Annotated in this window: 2 protein-coding genes; both read left to right on the plus strand. The window is 64.5% G+C overall.

The window, feature by feature from the left end:
• Positions 1–14,119, plus strand: a 14,119-nt coding sequence (locus tag CWE01_RS13260; RefSeq protein WP_100940983.1) for a non-ribosomal peptide synthetase, incomplete at its 5' end; no start/stop codon positions are given.
• Between the two features lie 366 nt (positions 14,120–14,485).
• Positions 14,486–19,318: non-ribosomal peptide synthetase (locus tag CWE01_RS13265; protein ID WP_157815212.1), on the plus strand; the 4,833-nt coding region annotated here is incomplete at its 3' end.

The raw sequence follows: 19,318 nt of genomic DNA on the forward strand, positions 1-19,318 counted from the left end.
CACCTCGCTGAACTTCGACCTCGCGGTCTACGAGTGCTTTGCACCCTTGACCTCGGGCGGCAGCATCGACGTGGTGAAAAACGTCCTGGAGCTGCAACACGGCGAACACGATATTGGTTTGATCAACACCGTTCCATCTGCACTCAAGGCGTTGCTGGAAGTCGATGGTCTGCCGGAGTCGGTGCACACGGTCAACGTCGCCGGCGAAGCGTTGAAACGCAGCCTGGTGGAATCCCTGTTCGAAAAAACCGGCGTCCAGCGCCTGTGCAACCTCTACGGTCCTTCTGAAACCACCACCTACTCAAGCTGGGTAGCGATGGATCGCGAAGACGGCTTCGCGCCACATATCGGCAAACCGGTCGGCAATACCCAGTTCTATCTGCTGAACGAACAGCAACAACCCGTCCCACTGGGCGTACCCGGTGAAATCTATATCGGTGGCGCTGGTGTAGCCCGAGGTTACCTCAACCGTGACGACCTGACCGCCGAACGTTTCCTCAAGGACCCGTTCAGCCAGGACGCCTCGGCACGCATGTACCGCACTGGCGACCTCGGCCGCTACCTGCCAGACGGCAATATCGAATACCTCGGTCGTAACGACGACCAGGTGAAAATCCGTGGTTTCCGTATCGAACTGGGCGAGATCGACGCCCGCCTGGCCAAACACCCGGCCGTCCACGAAGCCGTGGTCACGGCCCGCGAAGACATCCCGGGCGACAAGCGCCTGGTGGCCTATTACACCCTGGCCGATGGGCATACCTCGGTCGAGATCGACAGCCTGCGCCGTCATCTGCAGGAAAAACTGCCGGAGTACATGGTCCCGGCCATCTATGTAGCGCTGGACAAGCTGCCGCTGACCCCCAACGGCAAGCTGGACCGCAAGGCCCTGCCGGCGCCGGACAGTCAGGCGCTGGTCCGTCGTGGCTATGAAGCGCCCCAGGGCGAAACCGAAGTCACCCTGGCACGGATCTGGAGCGACTTGCTCAAGGTCGAGCAGGTCGGGCGTCACGATCACTTCTTCGAACTGGGCGGCCATTCGCTGTTGGCCGTCAGCCTGATCGGCCATATGCGCCAGGCCGGGCTCAGCGTCGATGTCCAGGCACTGTTCAGCCAGCCGACCCTGGCGGCCCTGGCCGCTGCCGTGGGCGGCGGGCGGGAAATCGTGGTGCCGGCCAATGCCATCCCGGCCGGTTGCGCGCACATCACCCCGGATATGCTGCCCCTGGTCAGCCTCGACCAGGCCGCTATCGAACAGATTGTCGCCAACGTGCCGGGTGGCGCGGCGAATGTGCAGGATATCTATCCGCTGGCGCCATTGCAGGAAGGCATTCTCTATCACCACCTGTCAGCCGGGGCGGGCGACCCTTACGTCCTGCACGCGCTGTTCACGGTGCCGGACCGCCAGCGCCTGGACGCTTTTGCCGAGGCGCTGCAACGGGTCATCGACCGCCATGACATCCTGCGCACCGCCGTGCTCTGGCAGGGCCTGGATGAGCCGGTCCAGGTGGTCTGGCGCCAGGCCCGTCTGCACCGCGAGGCCCTGGAACTTGACCCGCGTGCCGGTGATGTGGCCAGCCAGCTCAAGGAGCGTTTCGACACCCGTCACTCGCGCCTGGACGTGACCCGAGCGCCACTGATGCAGCTGGTGTTTGCCGAGGACGAAGCCGAGCAGCGCTGGGTGGCGATGCTGCGCTTCCATCATATGGCCCTGGACCACACCGCCCTGGAAGTGGTCCGTCATGAAATCCAGGCACACCTGCTGGGGCAGGCCGCGCAGTTGGGCTGCCCGGTGCCGTATCGCAACTATGTGGCCCAGGCGCGCCTGGGTGGGCGTCGGGAGGAGCACGAAGCGTTCTTCCGCGAGATGCTGGGCGATATCGACGAGCCGACACTGCCGTTCGGTTTGCAGGATGTGCAGGGTGACGGGCATGCCATCGCGGAAGCCACCCGCGTGCTGTCGCCGGCGCTGAGCCTGCGCCTGCGGGCTCATGCCCGGCAGTTGGGCGTAAGCGCGGCCAGCCTGCATCACCTGGCCTGGGCCCAGGTATTGGGCAAGGTTTCGGGCAAGCAGGACGTGGTCTTCGGCACCGTGCTGATGGGCCGGATGCAGGGCGGCGAGGGGGCCGACCGCGCGCTGGGGATGTTTATCAATACCTTGCCGCTACGGGTTGCCGTGGGCGGGCAGGGCGTGCGCGCCGGGGTCAAGGCGACCCACGCGCGGCTGACCGCGTTGCTGGGTCATGAACATGCGTCCCTGGCCCTGGCCCAGCGTTGCAGCGGCGTGGCCGCGCCGACACCGCTGTTCAGTGCCTTGCTCAATTACCGCCACAGTGCGGTTGCCAGTATTTCCGAAGAAACCACCCAGGCCTGGCAGGGTATCGAGACCCTCGGGGGTGAAGAGCGCACCAACTACCCGCTGACCTTGAACGTCGATGACCTGGGCGAGGGCTTCAGCCTGAATGTGCAGGTCAACGCCGAAGTCGGCGCCATGCGGGTCTGCGCCTATATGGAGGCGGCGCTGGAGCATCTGCTCCAGGCGCTGGAGCAGAACCCCGAGGCTCCGTTGAGCAGCCTGTCGATTCTGCCGGCTGACGAGCTTGAACAACTGCTGGTGACGTTCAACGACACGCTGCTGGATTATCCGCAGGCGCAGACCGTCCATGGTTTGTTCGAAGCGCAGGTGCAGCGTACGCCGGACGTCTTGGCCGTGGTGCATGGCGGGCGCCGCCTGACTTATCGCGAGCTTAACGAGCAAGCCAACCGTCTGGCGCATACCTTGCGTAAACAGGGTGTGCAGCCGGATTCACGGGTGGGGATCTGTGTCGATCGCGGGGCCGAGATGGTCGTCGGCTTGCTGGCGATTCTCAAGGCGGGCGGCGGTTATGTACCGCTGGACCCGGCTTACCCGGCGGAGCGGATTGCCTATATGTTGCAGGACAGCGCCCCGGCGGCGGTCCTGGCACAAGCGGCTACCCGTGATTTGCTGGCGGGTATTTCGGTGCCGGTTATCAATCTCGACCAGGGCACCTGGCAGGACGAGTCCGTCCAGAATCCTGAGGTGCCGGGGCTGACGTCGGCGCATCTGGCGTACTTGATCTACACCTCGGGTTCGACTGGTCTGCCTAAAGGCGTGATGATCGAACACCGCAACACCGTGAACTTCCTGACCTGGGCCCATGCCGCTTTTGGCGGTCCGGCGTTGGAAAAAACGTTGTTCTCGACTTCGCTGAACTTCGACCTGGCGGTGTACGAATGCTTTGCACCGCTGACTTCGGGCGGCAGCATCGAGGTGGTGAAAAACGTTCTGGAGTTGCAACAGGGCGAGCACGATATCGGCCTGATCAACACCGTGCCATCGGCGCTCAAGGCGTTGCTGGAAGTCGATGGCTTGCCGGAATCGGTCCACACGGTCAACGTCGCCGGCGAAGCGTTGAAACGCAGTCTGGTGGAATCGCTGTTCGAGAAGACTGGCGTCCAACGCCTGTGCAACCTTTACGGCCCGTCGGAAACCACCACCTACTCAAGTTGGGTGTCGATGGATCGCGAGGACGGTTTCGCCCCCCATATCGGCAAACCGGTCGGCAACACCCAGTTCTACCTGCTGGACGAGCAGCAACAGCCCGTTCCGCTGGGTGTTCCGGGTGAAATCTACATCGGCGGCGCCGGTGTGGCACGGGGTTATCTGAACCGTGAAGACCTGACCGCCGAACGTTTCCTCAACGACCCGTTCAGTCGGGAAGCCTCGGCGCGGATGTATCGCACCGGCGACCTCGGCCGTTACCTGCCGGACGGCAATATCGAATACCTTGGCCGTAACGACGACCAGGTGAAGATCCGCGGTTTCCGTATCGAACTGGGCGAGATCGACGCCCGTCTGGCCAAACACCCGACCGTCCACGAAGCCGTGGTCACGGCCCGCGAGGATATTCCGGGCGACAAGCGCCTGGTGGCCTATTACACCCTGGCGGCCGGGCAGATTTCAGTCGATATCGAAGCCCTGCGCAGCCATCTGCAAGAGCAGTTGCCGGAGTACATGGTTCCCGCCATCTACGTGCTGCTTGAGGCCATGCCGCTGACCCCGAACGGCAAACTCGACCGCAAGGCCCTGCCGACCCCGGACGGCGATGCGCTGATCCGCCGTGGTTATGAAGCGCCCCAGGGCGAAACCGAAACCACCCTGGCACGGATCTGGATGCAGCTGCTCAATGTCGAGCAGGTCGGGCGCCACGACCATTTCTTCGACCTGGGCGGCCATTCGTTGTTGGCCGTCAGCCTGATCGAACGCATGCGTCAGGCCGGCCTGAGCGCTGATGTCCGCGTGCTGTTCAGCCAGCCGACTCTTGCGGCCCTGGCTGCTGCCGTGGGCGGTGGGCGTGAAATCGTCGTCCCGGCCAATGCCATCCCGACCCCTTGCGCGCACATCACCCCGGACATGCTGCCCCTGGTCACTCTCGACCAGGCCGCTATCGACCGGGTTGTGGCTAAGGTGCCGGGCGGCGCGGCGAACGTGCAGGATATCTACCCGCTGGCGCCGTTGCAGGAAGGCATCCTCTATCACCATCATCTGGCGGTGGACCACGTCGACCCGTATCTGCAACACGCGCTGTTCGCCTTCGACAGCCGCGACCGGCTCGACGCCTTCGCCCAGGCCCTGCAAGGAGTGATTGCACGCCACGATATCCTGCGTACCGCGGTGGTCTGGGAAGGCCTCGACGCGCCGCTGCAAGTGGTCTGGCGCCAGGCGATCCTGGCGCTGAACGAAGTGTCGCCGGACCCGCTCGCCGGTGATACCGCCGGACAACTGCGCGGGCGCCTCGATTCAGCGCAGACCCGCCTGGATATCCGTCGGGCGCCGATGCTGCAGCTGGACTATGGGCAGGACCCGTCCAGCCAACGCTGGATCGGCCTGTTGCAGTACCACCACCTGGTCAACGACGCTACCTCCCTGGGGGCGTTGGTGGGCGAAATCGAAGCCCATATGCAGGATCGCCAGGCGCAACTGCCGGTCTCGATCCCGTACCGCAACTATGTGGCCCAGTCGCGCCTCGGTGTGAGCCAGGCCGAACATGAGCAGTTCTTCAGCGAGATGCTCGGCGATATCGACGAGCCGACCTTGCCCTTCGGCCTGCAGGATGTGCAGGGCGACGGCCAGGACATCGAAGAGGCCCGCTGTGCCGTGGACAGCGGCCTCAGCCGCCGGCTGCGGACCCAGGCGCGGCAGTTGGGCGTCAGTGCCGCCAGTCTTTGTCACCTGGCCTGGGCCCGTGTGCTCGGGGGCGTCTCGGGCAAGGACGAGGTGGTCTTCGGTACAGTCCTGCTCGGTCGCCTGCAAGGCGGCGAGGGCGCCGACCGGGCCCTGGGGATGTTTATCAATACCTTGCCGTTGCGAGTGGCATTGGGTGGATCGGGTGTGCGCGAAGGGGTCAAGGCCACCCACTCGCGCCTTACCGCCTTGCTCGGTCACGAACATGCGCCACTGACCCTGGCGCAACGTTGCAGCGGCGTGGCGGCACCGACTCCGCTGTTCAGTGCATTGATGAACTATCGGCACCTGGCGAGCGGCAGCACCGACCTGCCGGCCTGGAACGGCATCGAGATGCTCGGTGGCGAAGAACGCACCAACTATCCGCTGACCCTGTCGGTGGACGATCTGGGCGAAGACTTCGCCCTGCACGTCGGCACCCTGGCCGGTACCGGGGCACAGCGGGTCTGCGGCTATATGCTCAGTGCCCTGGAAAGCCTGGTCGAGGCCCTGGAACAAACGCCTGCCTTGCCGTTGGCGCAACTGTCGATCCTGCCCGCCACCGAGCGCGAGCAATTGTTGGTGGCGTTCAATGCCAGCGCTCGCGATTACCCACGGGCACAGACCGTCCATGGTTTGTTCGAAGCCCAGGTGCGGGCGCGTCCCGAGGCTTGCGCGGCGATCCACGATGGCGTGTCGCTGACCTACGCCGGACTCAACACCCGGGCCAACCGCCTGGCCCGGCATCTGCGCGGTCTCGGTGTGCAACCGGGCGACAGCGTGGCGATCCTGCTGGAGCGCTCCCATGAGCTGCTGGTCAGCCAACTGGCGGCGCTCAAGTGCGGCGCGGTCTATGTCCCGCTGGATATCAACGCCCCGGTCGAGCGCCAGGGTTTCATGATCGAGGACAGCCAGGCCCGGGTCCTGCTGACTCGTCGCGAGGTGCCGCTGGTCAGCAACGTGCAACGTGTGGACCTCGATCATCTGAGTCTGGAACGCCTGGACGGCGATGACCTGGCGATACCGCAGTCCAGCGAAAGCGTGGCCTACATCATGTACACCTCCGGCTCCACCGGCACCCCCAAGGGTGTATTGGTGCCGCATCGGGCCATCAGCCGCCTGGTGATCAACAACGGTTATGCCGACTTCAATGCCCGGGACCGGGTGGCCTTCGCTTCCAACCCGGCATTCGACGCCAGTACCCTCGACGTCTGGGCGCCGCTGCTCAATGGCGGCTGCGTGGTGGTGATCGGCCAGGCCGATTTGCTCTCCCCGGAAAACTTCCAGCGTCTGTTGCTGGAACAGTCGGTCACGGTGCTGTGGATGACCGCCGGCCTGTTCCATCAATATGCAGCGGGCCTGGGCGACGCCTTCTCGCGCCTGCGCTACCTGATTGTCGGCGGCGATGTGCTGGACCCGGCGGTGATCGCCCGGGTCCTGGCGAACGCCGCTCCCGAGCACCTGCTCAATGGCTACGGCCCGACCGAAGCCACGACCTTTTCCGCAACCTATGAAATCACCCGGGCGGACAGCGGCAGCCTGCCGATTGGCCGACCGGTGGGCAATGGTCGTCTTTATGTGCTCGATGCCCAGGCCCAGCCCGTGCCACTGGGCGTGATCGGTGAGCTGTATATCGGTGGCCTCGGCGTGGCCAAGGGTTACCTGAACCGGGATGAGTTGACCCGCGAAAAATTTGTCGCCGACCCGTTCGACAGCGACCCGCAGGCGCGCTTGTATCGCACCGGCGACCTGGCGCGCTGGCGCGCCGACGGCAACCTGGAGTACCTGGGGCGCAATGACGACCAGGTGAAAATTCGTGGCTTCCGGGTCGAACTGGGCGAGATCGAAGCGCGCCTGGCCGAGCATCCCGAGGTCAAGGAAGCCGTGGTCCTGTGTCGCGAAGAGACCCCGGGCGAGAAGCGTCTGGTGGCCTATTTCACCCCGGCCTTTGCCGGGGCGGTGGAGCGGATCGACGCGTTGCGCGGGCATTTGCACGGGCAGTTGCCGGAATACATGGTGCCCATGGCCTATGTGCGCCTTGAGCACCTGCCGCTGACGGCCAACGGCAAGCTGGATCGCAAGGCCCTGCCGGCGCCGGACGAGCGTGCGCTGATCAGCCGTGGCTACGAGGCGCCCGAGGGGGCAACCGAGACTCTGCTGGCGCAATTGTGGTCCGAACTGCTCAAGGTCGAGCAGGTCGGGCGGCATGACCACTTCTTCGAACTGGGTGGCCATTCGCTGTTGGCGGTGACGCTGATCGAGCGTATGCGCCAAGCCGGCCTGAGCGCCGATGTGCGCGTGCTGTTCAGCCAGCCGACCCTGGCCGCGCTGGCCGCGGCGGTGGGCAGCGGTCGCGAAATCCGCGTGCCGGCCAATGCCATCGGCGCCGGTTGCTTGCGTATCACCCCCGAACTGTTGCCACTGGCGAACCTCGACCAGGCCGCCATCGACCGGATCGTCGCCACGGTGCCGGGGGGCGTTGCCAACGTCCAGGACATCTATGCCCTGGCGCCGTTGCAGGCCGGCATCCTCTATCACCACCTCAGCGCGGAGCAGGGCGATCCCTACGTACTGCAATCGCAGTTCGCCTTCGACAGCCTGGAGCGCCTGGAAGAATTCGCCAGCGCCTTGCAGTTCGTGATCCAGCGCCATGACATCCTGCGCACCGCGCTGGTCTGGGAAAGCCTCGACGAGCCGGTGCAGGTGGTCTGGCGTCAGGCGCAGCTGGTGCGCGAGAGCCTGGAACCGGACCCGCAGGGCGTTGATGTGGCAAGCCAACTGCACCAGCGTTTCGACTCGCGGCACTATCGCCTGGATATTCGCCAGGCGCCGATGCTGCGCCTGGTCCAGGCCTGGGATGCGCAAAACCAGCGCTGGCTGGCCTTGCTGCTGTTCCATCACCTGGCCATGGACCACACCGCGATGGATGTGGTGCAGCACGAGATGCAGGCCTATCTGCTGGGGCAGCAGGCGCAACTGGGCGCGCCGGTACCCTATCGCAACTATGTGGCCCAGGCCCGCCTGGGCGTGAGCCAGGAAGAGCACGAGCGCTTCTTCCGCGAACGGCTCGGTACTGTCGACGAACCGACCCTGCCGTTTGGCTTGCAGCTGGCTGATGTTCAAGGTATCGATGAAGCCCGCTTGCCCGTGGGCGTTGCGCTGGGTCGCCGCTTGCGGACCCAGGCCCGCCAGTTGGGCGTGAGTGCCGCCAGCCTGGTGCACCTGGCCTGGGCCCAGGTACTGGGCCGGGTTTCGGCCCGCGACGATGTGGTCTTCGGTACGGTGCTGATGGGGCGGATGCAGGGTGGCGAGGGCGCCGACCGTGCCCTTGGCATGTTTATCAATACCTTGCCGCTACGGGTGGTTCTCGGCGCTCGCAGTGCACGGGAAGGGGTCAAGACCACCCACGACGAACTGACCGCGTTGCTTGGTCATGAGCATGCGTCCCTGGCGCTGGCCCAGCGTTGCAGCGGTGTCAGCGCGCCGCTGCCGTTGTTCAGCGCCTTGCTCAACTACCGTCACAGCAGCGTTGTCGTGACGGACGAGGCGCTGGCGGCCTGGCACGGCATGCAGGCCCTGGGCGGTGAGGAACGCACCAACTATCCACTGACCCTCAACGTCGATGACCAGGGCGAAGACTTCCTGCTGACCGCCCAGACTGTTCCGGTGATTGCGGCCGAACGAATCTGCGCCTATATGCAGCGGGCCTTGCACAGCCTGGTCGATGCCCTGGAGCAGGCGCCCCAGGCGCCGTTGCAGGACTTGTCGGTGCTGCCGGAGACTGAACGTCGGCAGTTGCTGGAAGCCTTCAATGCCACCGCGGTCGACTATCCGCAGGATCTGACCCTGCATGGCCTCTTTGAAGCTCGGGTCGCTGCCAGTGGTGATTCGGTAGCGGTCGTCGACGAGAAGGGTAGCCTGACCTATGACGCACTCAACCGTCAGGCCAACCGTATCGCCCATCGTCTGATCGGCCTGGGCATTGGTCCGGATGATCGGGTGGCAATCTGCGTCGACCGTAGCCTGGAAATGGTGGCGGGGCTGATGGGGATTCTCAAGGCCGGTGCCGCTTATGTGCCGCTGGACCCGGATTATCCGATTGATCGCCTGACCTACATGCTGGAGAACTGTGCTCCTGCGGTGGTCCTCACCCAAGAGGCTTTGCGTGCGGTGCTTCCAGCAAGCAGCGTACCGGTGCTGTTGCTCGATCCTGAGCATGCCGAGCGTGAAGGTTTCCTCGCACAATCGGATAGCAATCCGCTGCGGGCTGAAGTCCGCCCAGAGCATCTGGCCTATGTGATCTACACCTCCGGTTCTACTGGTCAGCCGAAAGGCGTGATGAACGAACACCGTGGCGTGGTCAACCGCTTGCTGTGGATGCAGGACGAATACGGCCTGAATGCCTCGGACAGCGTGTTGCAGAAAACCCCGTTCAGCTTCGACGTCTCGGTCTGGGAGTTCTTCTGGCCTCTGTTCAACGGCGCTCGACTGGTGATGGCGCGTCCAGGCGGTCATCGTGACCCGGGCTACCTGCGTGAAGTGATTCGCGAGCAGAACATCACCACGCTGCACTTTGTGCCGTCGATGCTGGATCTGTTCCTGGCCCATGGTGAGGCCGGAGACAGTGGTCTGCTGCGAGTGATGTGCAGCGGTGAGGCTTTGCCGGGCCATCTGGTACGGCGCTTCAAGCAACAGTTGCCGGAAGTTGGCCTGTTCAACCTCTACGGTCCGACCGAAGCGGCAGTGGACGTTACGGCCTGGGATTGTGCCGGGCCGTTGGAAGAAACGCCGGACAACACGCCCATCGGTAAACCGGTGGCAAATACGCGGATCTACTTGCTCGATGCGAGCCGTCAGCCAGTTCCACTGGGTGTGGCAGGCGAGCTGTATATCGGTGGCGTGCAAGTGGCTCGCGGCTACCTGAACCGTCCAGAACTGAGCGCCGAGCGTTTCCTCGATGATCCGTTCACCACCGGGCGCATGTACCGCACGGGTGACCTCGGTCGTTACCTGCCGGACGGTACGGTCGAATACCTGGGCCGTAACGACGACCAGGTGAAGATCCGTGGTTTCCGTATCGAACTGGGTGAAATCGAAGCGCGCTTGGCCGCCTATCCCGGGGTCAAGGAAAGCGTGGTTCTTGCACGGGAAGATAACCCTGGCGAAAAACGCCTGGTGGCTTATGTCACCGCGCAGCAGCCTGAAACCGTGCTGGAGATCGAAAGCCTGCGCGCTCATCTGCAAGGTGCATTGCCGGAGTACATGGTCCCAGCCGCCTACGTTCAGCTCGATGCACTGCCACTGACACCTAACGGCAAGCTGAATCGCAAGGCGTTGCCGACGCCAGATGGAGGCGCATTGATCAGCCGTGAATACGAGGCTCCACAAGGGGAAGCCGAAACCGTACTGGCGCAACTTTGGGCGGAACTGCTCAAGGTCGAGCGAGTAGGGCGGCACGACAACTTCTTCGAGCTCGGCGGTCACTCGCTACTGGCCGTCACGCTGATCGAACGGATGCGCCAGGTTGGTCTCAGCGCCGATGTGCGGGTGCTGTTCGGCCAACCGACCTTGTCGGCACTGGCGGCAGCGGCGGGTGGCAGCACGGAAATCGTGGTACCGGCCAACCTGATCGCTGAAGGCTGCAGGCATATCACCCCGGACCTGTTGCCACTGGTCAGCCTGACCCAGGCGCAGATCGACCTGGTCGTGGCAACGGTGCCCGGCGGTGCTGCAAATGTGCAGGATATCTACCCGCTGGCACCCTTGCAGGAGGGCATTCTGTTCCATCACCTGTCGGCCGGCGAAGGTGATCCCTATGTATTGCAATCGCAGTTCAGCTTCGACAGTCGCAGCCGCCTGGATGACTTTATCCAGGCGTTGCAAAACGTGATCGATCGCCATGATGTGCTGCGTACCTCGATCGTCTGGGAAGGGCTGGAAGCACCGGTGCAAGTGGTCTGGCGCCAGACTCGCCTGAGGGTCGAGTCCTTCGAGCCAACCCCGGGAGATGCTGAACCGCTGGCGCAACTGCTGCGGCGCTTCGATTCGGCGCACTACCGCCTGAATCTGCAACAGGCGCCGCTGCTGCAGCTGGCCGTCAGCGAAGATGCGCTTAATCGGCGCTGGGTGGGTGTGTTGCTGTTCCATCACATCGCCATCGACCACACCACCATCGCGGTGGTGCAACAGGAAATGCAGGCCAGCCTGCGTGGACAGACGACTCCGCTGGCCCTGGCCGCGCCCTATCGCAACTATGTGGCCCAGGCGCGCCTGGGTGTCAGCCAGGAGGCCCACGAAACCTTCTTCCGCGAGATGCTCGGCGATATCGACGAGCCGACCCTGCCGTTCGAACAGCAGGAAGTGCGGGGTGACCAACAGGTGATCGCCGAAGCCCACCTGGCGCTGGATGTTGAGCTGTCCCTGCGTCTGCGTAGCCGCGCCCGACAGTCGGGTGTCAGTGCGGCGAGCCTGGTGCACCTGGCCTGGGGCCTGGTGCTGGGCCGCCTGTGCCGACGCGAGAAAGTCGTGTTCGGTACCGTGTTGCTGGGCCGGATGCAGGGCGGGGCAGGCGCGGACCGGGCGCTGGGGATGTTTATCAACACCTTGCCGCTGCGCCTGGACCTCGGCGCCTTGGGCACCCGGGCCGCGCTCAAGGCGGCCCATGGCCGGCTCACCGCGCTGCTGGGTCATGAGCACGCTTCCCTGGCGCTGGCCCAGCGTTGCAGTGGTGTGCCGGCGCCGACGCCATTGTTCAGCGCCTTGCTCAACTACCGGCACGGTGCCGGTGAGGTCAGCCAGCAGGCGCTGGATGCCTGGCAGGGTATCGAAAGCCTCGGTGGCGGCGAGCGCACCAACTACCCGCTGACGCTTTCGGTGGACGATAACGACGTGGGCTTCAGCCTGACGGTACAGGCGACTGCCGGCGTCGATGCGCAACGGATCTGCGGTTATATGCAGGCCGCGCTGGCGAGTCTGGTGGGGGGACTGGAGCAGAACGCCGAGGTGCCGTTGGGGCAGCTGTCGGTGTTGCCGGCGACGGAGCGTGAACAGTTGTTGTTCGGGCTCAATGCGACCGCGCTGGATTATCCGCAGCAGCAGACTATTCATGGGTTGTTTGAAGAGCAGGTGCAGCGCACGCCAGAGGCCGTGGCGGTGGTGCATGGCGGGAAGCGCCTGAGTTATCGCGAGCTTAACGAGCAGGCCAACCGTTTGGCCCATGTCTTGCGCAAGCAGGGCGTCTTGCCGGATTCGCGGGTCGGGATTTGCGTTGAGCGCGGGGCGGAGATGGTTGTCGGCTTGCTGGGAATTCTCAAGGCGGGCGGTGGTTATGTACCGTTGGACCCGGCTTACCCGGCGGAGCGGATTGCCTATATGTTGCAGGACAGCGCGCCGGCGGCGGTCTTGGCCCAGTCGGCGACCCAGGCGTTGTTGGCGGGCGTTTCGGCACCGGTCATCAACCTTGATCAGGGCACCTGGCAGGACGAGTCCGTCCAGAATCCAGAAGTGCCGGGGCTGACTTCGGCGCATCTGGCGTACCTGATCTACACCTCGGGTTCGACCGGCCTGCCCAAGGGCGTGATGATCGAACACCGCAACACCGTCAACTTCCTCACCTGGGCCCACACGGCCTTCGGTGCTGAGTCGTTGAACAAGACATTGTTCTCGACTTCGCTGAACTTCGACCTGGCGGTCTATGAATGTTTCGCACCGCTGACCTCGGGCGGCAGCATCGATGTGGTGAAAAACGTCCTGGAGTTGCAACACGGCGAACACGATATCGGTTTGATCAACACCGTTCCATCGGCGCTCAAGGCCCTGCTGGAAGTCGGTGGCGTGCCGAAATCGGTGCACACGGTCAACGTCGCTGGCGAAGCCCTCAAGCGCAGTCTGGTAGAGGCATTGTTCGAGAAGACTGGCGTCCAACGCCTGTGCAACCTCTACGGCCCGTCGGAAACCACCACCTACTCAAGCTGGGTAGCGATGGACCGCGAAGAGGGTTTCGCCCCGCATATCGGCAAACCGGTCGGCAACACCCAGTTCTACCTGCTGGACGAGCAGCAACAGCCCGTTCCGCTGGGCGTGCCGGGTGAAATCTACATTGGTGGCGCCGGTGTAGCCCGAGGCTACCTGAACCGCGACGACCTGACCGCTGAACGCTTCCTCCAAGATCCGTTCGCAACCACGCCGAATGCCCGCATGTACCGCACCGGCGACCTCGGCCGCTATCTGCCGGACGGCAATATCGAATACCTGGGCCGTAACGACGACCAGGTGAAGATCCGTGGTTTCCGTATCGAACTGGGGGAAATCGAAGCACGCCTGGCCAAACACCCCGAGGTGCAGGAAACGGTGGTGATGGCCCGCGAGGACGTACCGGGTGAAACCCGCCTGGTGGCGTATTTCACTGCGGCCAATGCTGGCGTGGTACCGGATAGCGGCACCCTGCGCGCTTATCTGCAAGGACATCTGCCGGACTACATGCTGCCGGCAGCCTATATGCAGCTTGACGCGTTGCCGCTGACCCCCAACGGCAAGCTTGATCGCAAGGCCCTGCCGGTGCCGGACAGCAGCGCCTACGCCTCGCGTGTCTACGAAGCCCCGGTGGGTGAGGTCGAAACCCGGCTGGCGGCGCTCTGGGTCGATTTGCTCAAGGTCGAGCGAGTGGGGCGTCACGACCACTTCTTCGAACTGGGGGGGCATTCGTTGCTGGCGGTGAGCCTGATCGAGCGGATGCGCCAGGCCAACCTGGAAGCCGATGTGCGGGTGCTGTTCGGCCAGCCGACGCTGATCCAGGTGGCCGCCTCGGTGGGCACCATCCAGCGGCTGGACGTACCGCAGACGAAGATCCCGACGCTCAATCGCAAACGTCGTATCTGAAGCCCTGGCACGGCCCGCCCGATTCGCGATCGGCCGGGCCGTCGCCTCTCTCTTTTCTCCCTCCTTTGCAACCCCCGGCTGGGCGTGCTTCCGGCACGCCTTGTCCCGGCTTCCCATGACAGACAGTCGCCCATGGATGCTCTAATTTTCGAGACCTGTGGGGAGCATGGCGAATGGGATGTTTCGCATGTGTCAGTGGACCGCAGCCCTTTGTTGCTGCGGACCCGATCACGCCTGCGCCCGGATTCCCGTGCTGTCTTCGAACCTCGAAGCCCCTCCGATTTTTTATCGCGCCAAACGCTGTCTCCGACACCGAGCCTTTTGGGTCGTCAACCCTCTCCGAAATGATAAACAGCAGGTTATTCGATGCACTTCAGCGAATTGATGGCAGTTCTTTCCACGCACGCGATCCGTCTTCAACAGGAAGAAGACGATCTGGTGATTCTCGGTGACGATGAGGGCCTTGACAGCGCCGTACTCGATAGTCTGGGCGTGCACAAGGCGGAACTGCTCAAGCTGGTGGCTCGAAACGGCGGGGACTGGTTGAGTCCGGCCTTTCGCATTACCTCGCAGATGCTGCCGCTGGCCAACCTCAGCCAGGAGGCGATCGACCGCATCGTCGACGCGGTGCCCGGTGGTGCTGGCAATGTCCAGGATATCTACCCGCTGGCGCCCCTGCAGGAAGGCATTCTCTACCATCACCTGGCCGCCGGGCAGGGCGACCCCTATGTGCTGCGGGCGCTGTTCGGCGCCGATAACCGCGAGCGCCTCGACGATTTCGCCCAGGCCCTGCAAGCGGTGATCGAGCGTCACGATATCCTGCGTACCGCGATGGTCTGGGAAGGCCTTGACGAACCGGTGCAGGTGGTGCTGCGCGAAGCCACCCTGGCGGTGGATGAGCTTGAACTGGCGGCCGCTGACGGTGATATCGAAACCCAGCTGCGCGAACGCTACGATTCCCGGCATTACCGCCTCGACCTGCGCCAGGCCCCGCTGATGCGCCTGGTGTGCGCCGAGGACCGGGCCAATGCGCGCTGGGTGGCGATCCTGCTGTTCCATCACATCGCCATCGACCATGCCGCGCTGGAACTGGTGCAATACGAGATGCAGGCCTACCTGCTCGGCGAAGGCCATGCCTTGCCCGAGGCGGTGCCGTATCGCAACTATGTGGCGCAGGTCCGGCTGGGTGCCGGGGCCGATGCCCATGAAGGTTTTTTCCGCGACATGCTGGCGGACGTCGATGAACCGACCCTGCCGTTTGGCGTAGTCGAAATCCCGGGCGGCAACCCGCTGATCGAAGAGGTCCGCGTGCCGGTCGCCGCCGATTTGAGCCGGCGCCTGCGGGCCCAGGCCCGGCAGCTCGGGGTCAGTGCCGCGAGTCTGCATCACCTGGCCTGGGCGCGGGTGGTGGGCGCCGTTTCGGGCAAGTCGGACGTGGTCTTCGGCACCGTGCTGATGGGCCGGATGCAGGGCGGCGAGGGCGCCGACCGGGCCCTGGGCATGTTTATCAATACCTTGCCGTTGCGGGTGAAACTGGAAGGTCACGGGGTCCGTGAAGGGGTCAAGACCACCCACGCACGCCTGACCGCCTTGCTCGGCCACGAGCACGCCTCCCTGGCCCTGGCCCAACGTTGCAGCGGTGTGGCCGCGCCGGCGCCGTTGTTCAGTTCGCTGCTCAACTACCGCCACAGCACCAGCGAGTCGGTGGCTTCGGCCGCAACCCTGCAGGCCTGGGCCGGTTTGCACAGCCTCGGCGGTGAAGAGCAGAGCACCTACCCGATCACTCTGTCGGTGGACGACCTGGGCGAAGATTTCAGCCTGGCGGTCCAGGCCCTGGTGGAGATCGGTGCGCAACGCGTCGGCGATTATATGCTGGCGGCCCTCGACGCCCTGGTCGAGGCCCTGGAACAGCAGCCACAAACGCCTTTGCAGCACCTGGAAGTCCTGCCACTGGCCGAGCGCGAGCAAGTGCTGCACGGCTTCAATGCCACGGCGCGCGACTATCCGCGACACAGCAGCCTGCAGGCCCTGTTCGAACTGCAAGTGGCGGTGCGGCCCGACGCAGTGGCTGCCGTCCAGGACGACCAGAGCCTGACCTACCAGCAACTCAACAGCCGGGCCAATGGCCTGGCCCGCCACCTGATCGGCCTCGGCGTACAGCCGGGCGAGCGGGTGGCGTTGCTGCTGGCGCGTTCCTTCGACCTGCTGGCCGGCCAACTGGCGATTATCAAATGCGGCGCGGCCTATGTGCCGCTGGATATCAATGCACCGGCGGAACGCCAGGCCTTCATGTTGCACGACAGCGCGGCGCGGCAGGTATTGACCCTGAGCAGCAGCGTGGTGCCCGAAGGTCTCCAGCGGGTCGATCTGGACACGCTGGTACTGGAAGCCGATGTCCCGAACCCGACACTGGCCGGGTCCTCCGAGTCGGTGGCCTACATCATGTATACCTCCGGCTCCACCGGTACGCCCAAAGGGGTACTGGTGCCGCACCGGGCCGTCAGCCGCCTGGTGATCAACAACGGTTATGCCGATTTCAATGCCGGCGACCGCGTGGCCTTCGCTTCCAACCCGTCCTTTGACGCCAGCACCCTGGATGTCTGGGCGCCGCTGCTTAACGGCGGTTGTGTGGTCGTGGTGGAACAGTCGGTCTTGCTGTCCCTGGACGAGTTCCGCGCGCTGCTGCTGGCACAGTCGGTCAGTGTGCTGTGGATGACCGCCGGCCTGTTCCATCAATATGCCGGCGGCCTGATGGAAGCCTTCGGTCGCCTGCGTTACCTGATCGTCGGTGGCGATGTACTGGACCCGGCGGTGATCGCCCGGGTATTGGAAGAGGGCGCCCCGCAGCATCTGCTCAACGGCTACGGTCCGACCGAAGCCACCACCTTCTCCACGACCTACGAAATCACTTCGGTGGGCAACGGTGGTATTCCCATCGGCCGGCCGATCGGCAACAGCCAGGTCTACGTCCTTGATGCCCTGCGTCAACCGGTGGCCGTGGGTGTGGCCGGCGAGCTGTATATCGGCGGGCAGGGCGTGGCCAAGGGGTATTTGAATCGCCCGGAACTGACCGCCACGCAGTTCGTCGCCGACCCGTTCAACAGCGAGGCCGGGGCACTGCTGTACCGCACCGGCGACCTGGCGCGCTGGACCGCGGACGGGGTCGTCGAATACCTGGGGCGTAATGACGACCAGGTGAAGATTCGGGGTTTCCGTATCGAGCTGGGAGAAATCGAAGCGCGCCTGGCCGCTTGCCCGGGCGTCAAGGAAGCCGTGGTATTGGCCCGCCAGGATGAGCCCGGACATAAACGTCTGGTGGCCTACCTGGTTGCCGAGGCCGATAGCCGCTTGTCGGTGCCGGAGCTGCGTCGCGAACTGGCGGCGTCCCTGGCCGAATACATGGTACCGAGCGCCTTTGTGGTCCTCGAGTCGTTTCCGCTGACCGCCAACGGCAAGCTCGATCGCCGGGCCTTGCCGGCACCGGACGCCGACGCCTATGCCAGCCGTGAGTTCCAGGCCCCCGAGGGCGAACTGGAAATCACCCTGGCGCGGCTGTGGTCCGAGTTGCTGAAAATCGAGCGGGTCGGTCGTCACGACCACTTTTTCGAACTCGGTGGGCATTCGCTGCTGGCCGTGAGTCTGATCGAACGCATGCGTCAGTTGGGCCTGAGTGCCGACGTGCGCGTGCTGTTCAGCCAGCCGACCCTGGCGGCGCTGGCCGCTGCCGTCGGTGGCGGCCGTGAAATCAGCGTGCCGGCCAACCTGATTGGCGAAGGTTGCGAGCGGATCACCCCGGACCTGCTGCCGCTGGCCGACCTGACCCAGGCGCAGATCGACCAGGTGGTGGCGACGGTGCCGGGCGGTACCGCCAATGTGCAGGATATCTACCCGCTGGCGCCGTTGCAGGAGGGGATTCTCTATCACCACCTGGCGGCCCGGGCCGGCGACCCCTACGTGTTGCAGACCCAGTTTGCCTTTGACAACCACGAGCGCCTGGGCGCCTTTGTCCAGGCCTTGCAGATGGTGATCGACCGCCATGACATCCTGCGTACCGGAGTGGTCTGGGAAGGCCTGGATTCGCCCGTGCAAGTGGTCTGGCGCCAGGCACGCCTGCACCTTGACGCGCTTGAACTCGACCCGGCCGCCGGCGATATCGGTGCGCAACTGCACGGCCGGTTCGACCCGCGTCACTACCGCCTGGACGTGAGCGAGGCGCCGCTGATGCGCCTGGCCTATGCCGAAGATCCGCTGAACCAGCGGATCACCGCGATGCTGCTGTTCCATCACATGGCCCTGGACCATATGGCGATGGAGGTGGTGCAGCATGAAATGCAGGCCTGGCTGCTCGGTGAGACCGAGGCCCTGGCGGCACCGGTACCGTATCGCAACTATGTGGCCCAGGCGCGCCTGGGTGTCAGCCCGGCCGATCATGAAGCGTTTTTCCGCGACATGCTCGGTGAGGTGGAGGAGCCGACGCTGCCGTTCGGCTTGCAGGATGTGCAGGGCGATGGCAGCGATATCGAGGAAGCGGTCCAGGCGCTGGACCCACAGTTGGACCTGCGCCTGCGGGCTCAGGCCCGGCAGTTGGGGGTGAGTGTCGCCAGCCTGGTGCACCTGGCCTGGGCCCAGGTGCTGGGCAAGGTTTCGGGTCGCCGGGATGTGGTGTTCGGCACTGTGTTGATGGGCCGGATGCAAGGCGGCGAGGGTGCCGACCGCGCGCTGGGGATGTTTATCAATACCTTGCCGCTGCGGGTTGCCGTGGGCGGGCAGGGCGTACGCGCCGGGGTCAAGGCGACCCACGCGCGGCTGACCGCGTTGCTGGGTCATGAACATGCGTCCCTGGCCCTGGCCCAGCGTTGCAGCGGCGTGGCCGCACCGACGCCACTGTTCAGCGCCTTGCTCAACTATCGACATAGTGCTGTCGGCAGTGTTTCCGAGCAGGCCGTGCAGGCCTGGCACGGTATCCATGCCTTGAGTGGCGAAGAGCGGACCAACTATCCGCTGACCTTGAACGTCGACGATCTGGGCGACGGTTTCAACCTGACCGTCCTGGTGGCCTCGTCGATTGGTGCGCAGCGGGTCTGCGGCTATATGCACACGACGCTGGAACATTTGGTGGAGGCTCTGGAGCAGACGCCGCAAGCTTCGTTGCAAGGTCTGTCGATCCTGCCGGCTGGCGAGCGTGAGCAGTTGCTGGTG

It is taken from the genome of Pseudomonas sp. QS1027 (assembly GCF_002814235.1).
In the GTDB taxonomy this organism is placed as follows: Bacteria; Pseudomonadota; Gammaproteobacteria; order Pseudomonadales; family Pseudomonadaceae; genus Aquipseudomonas.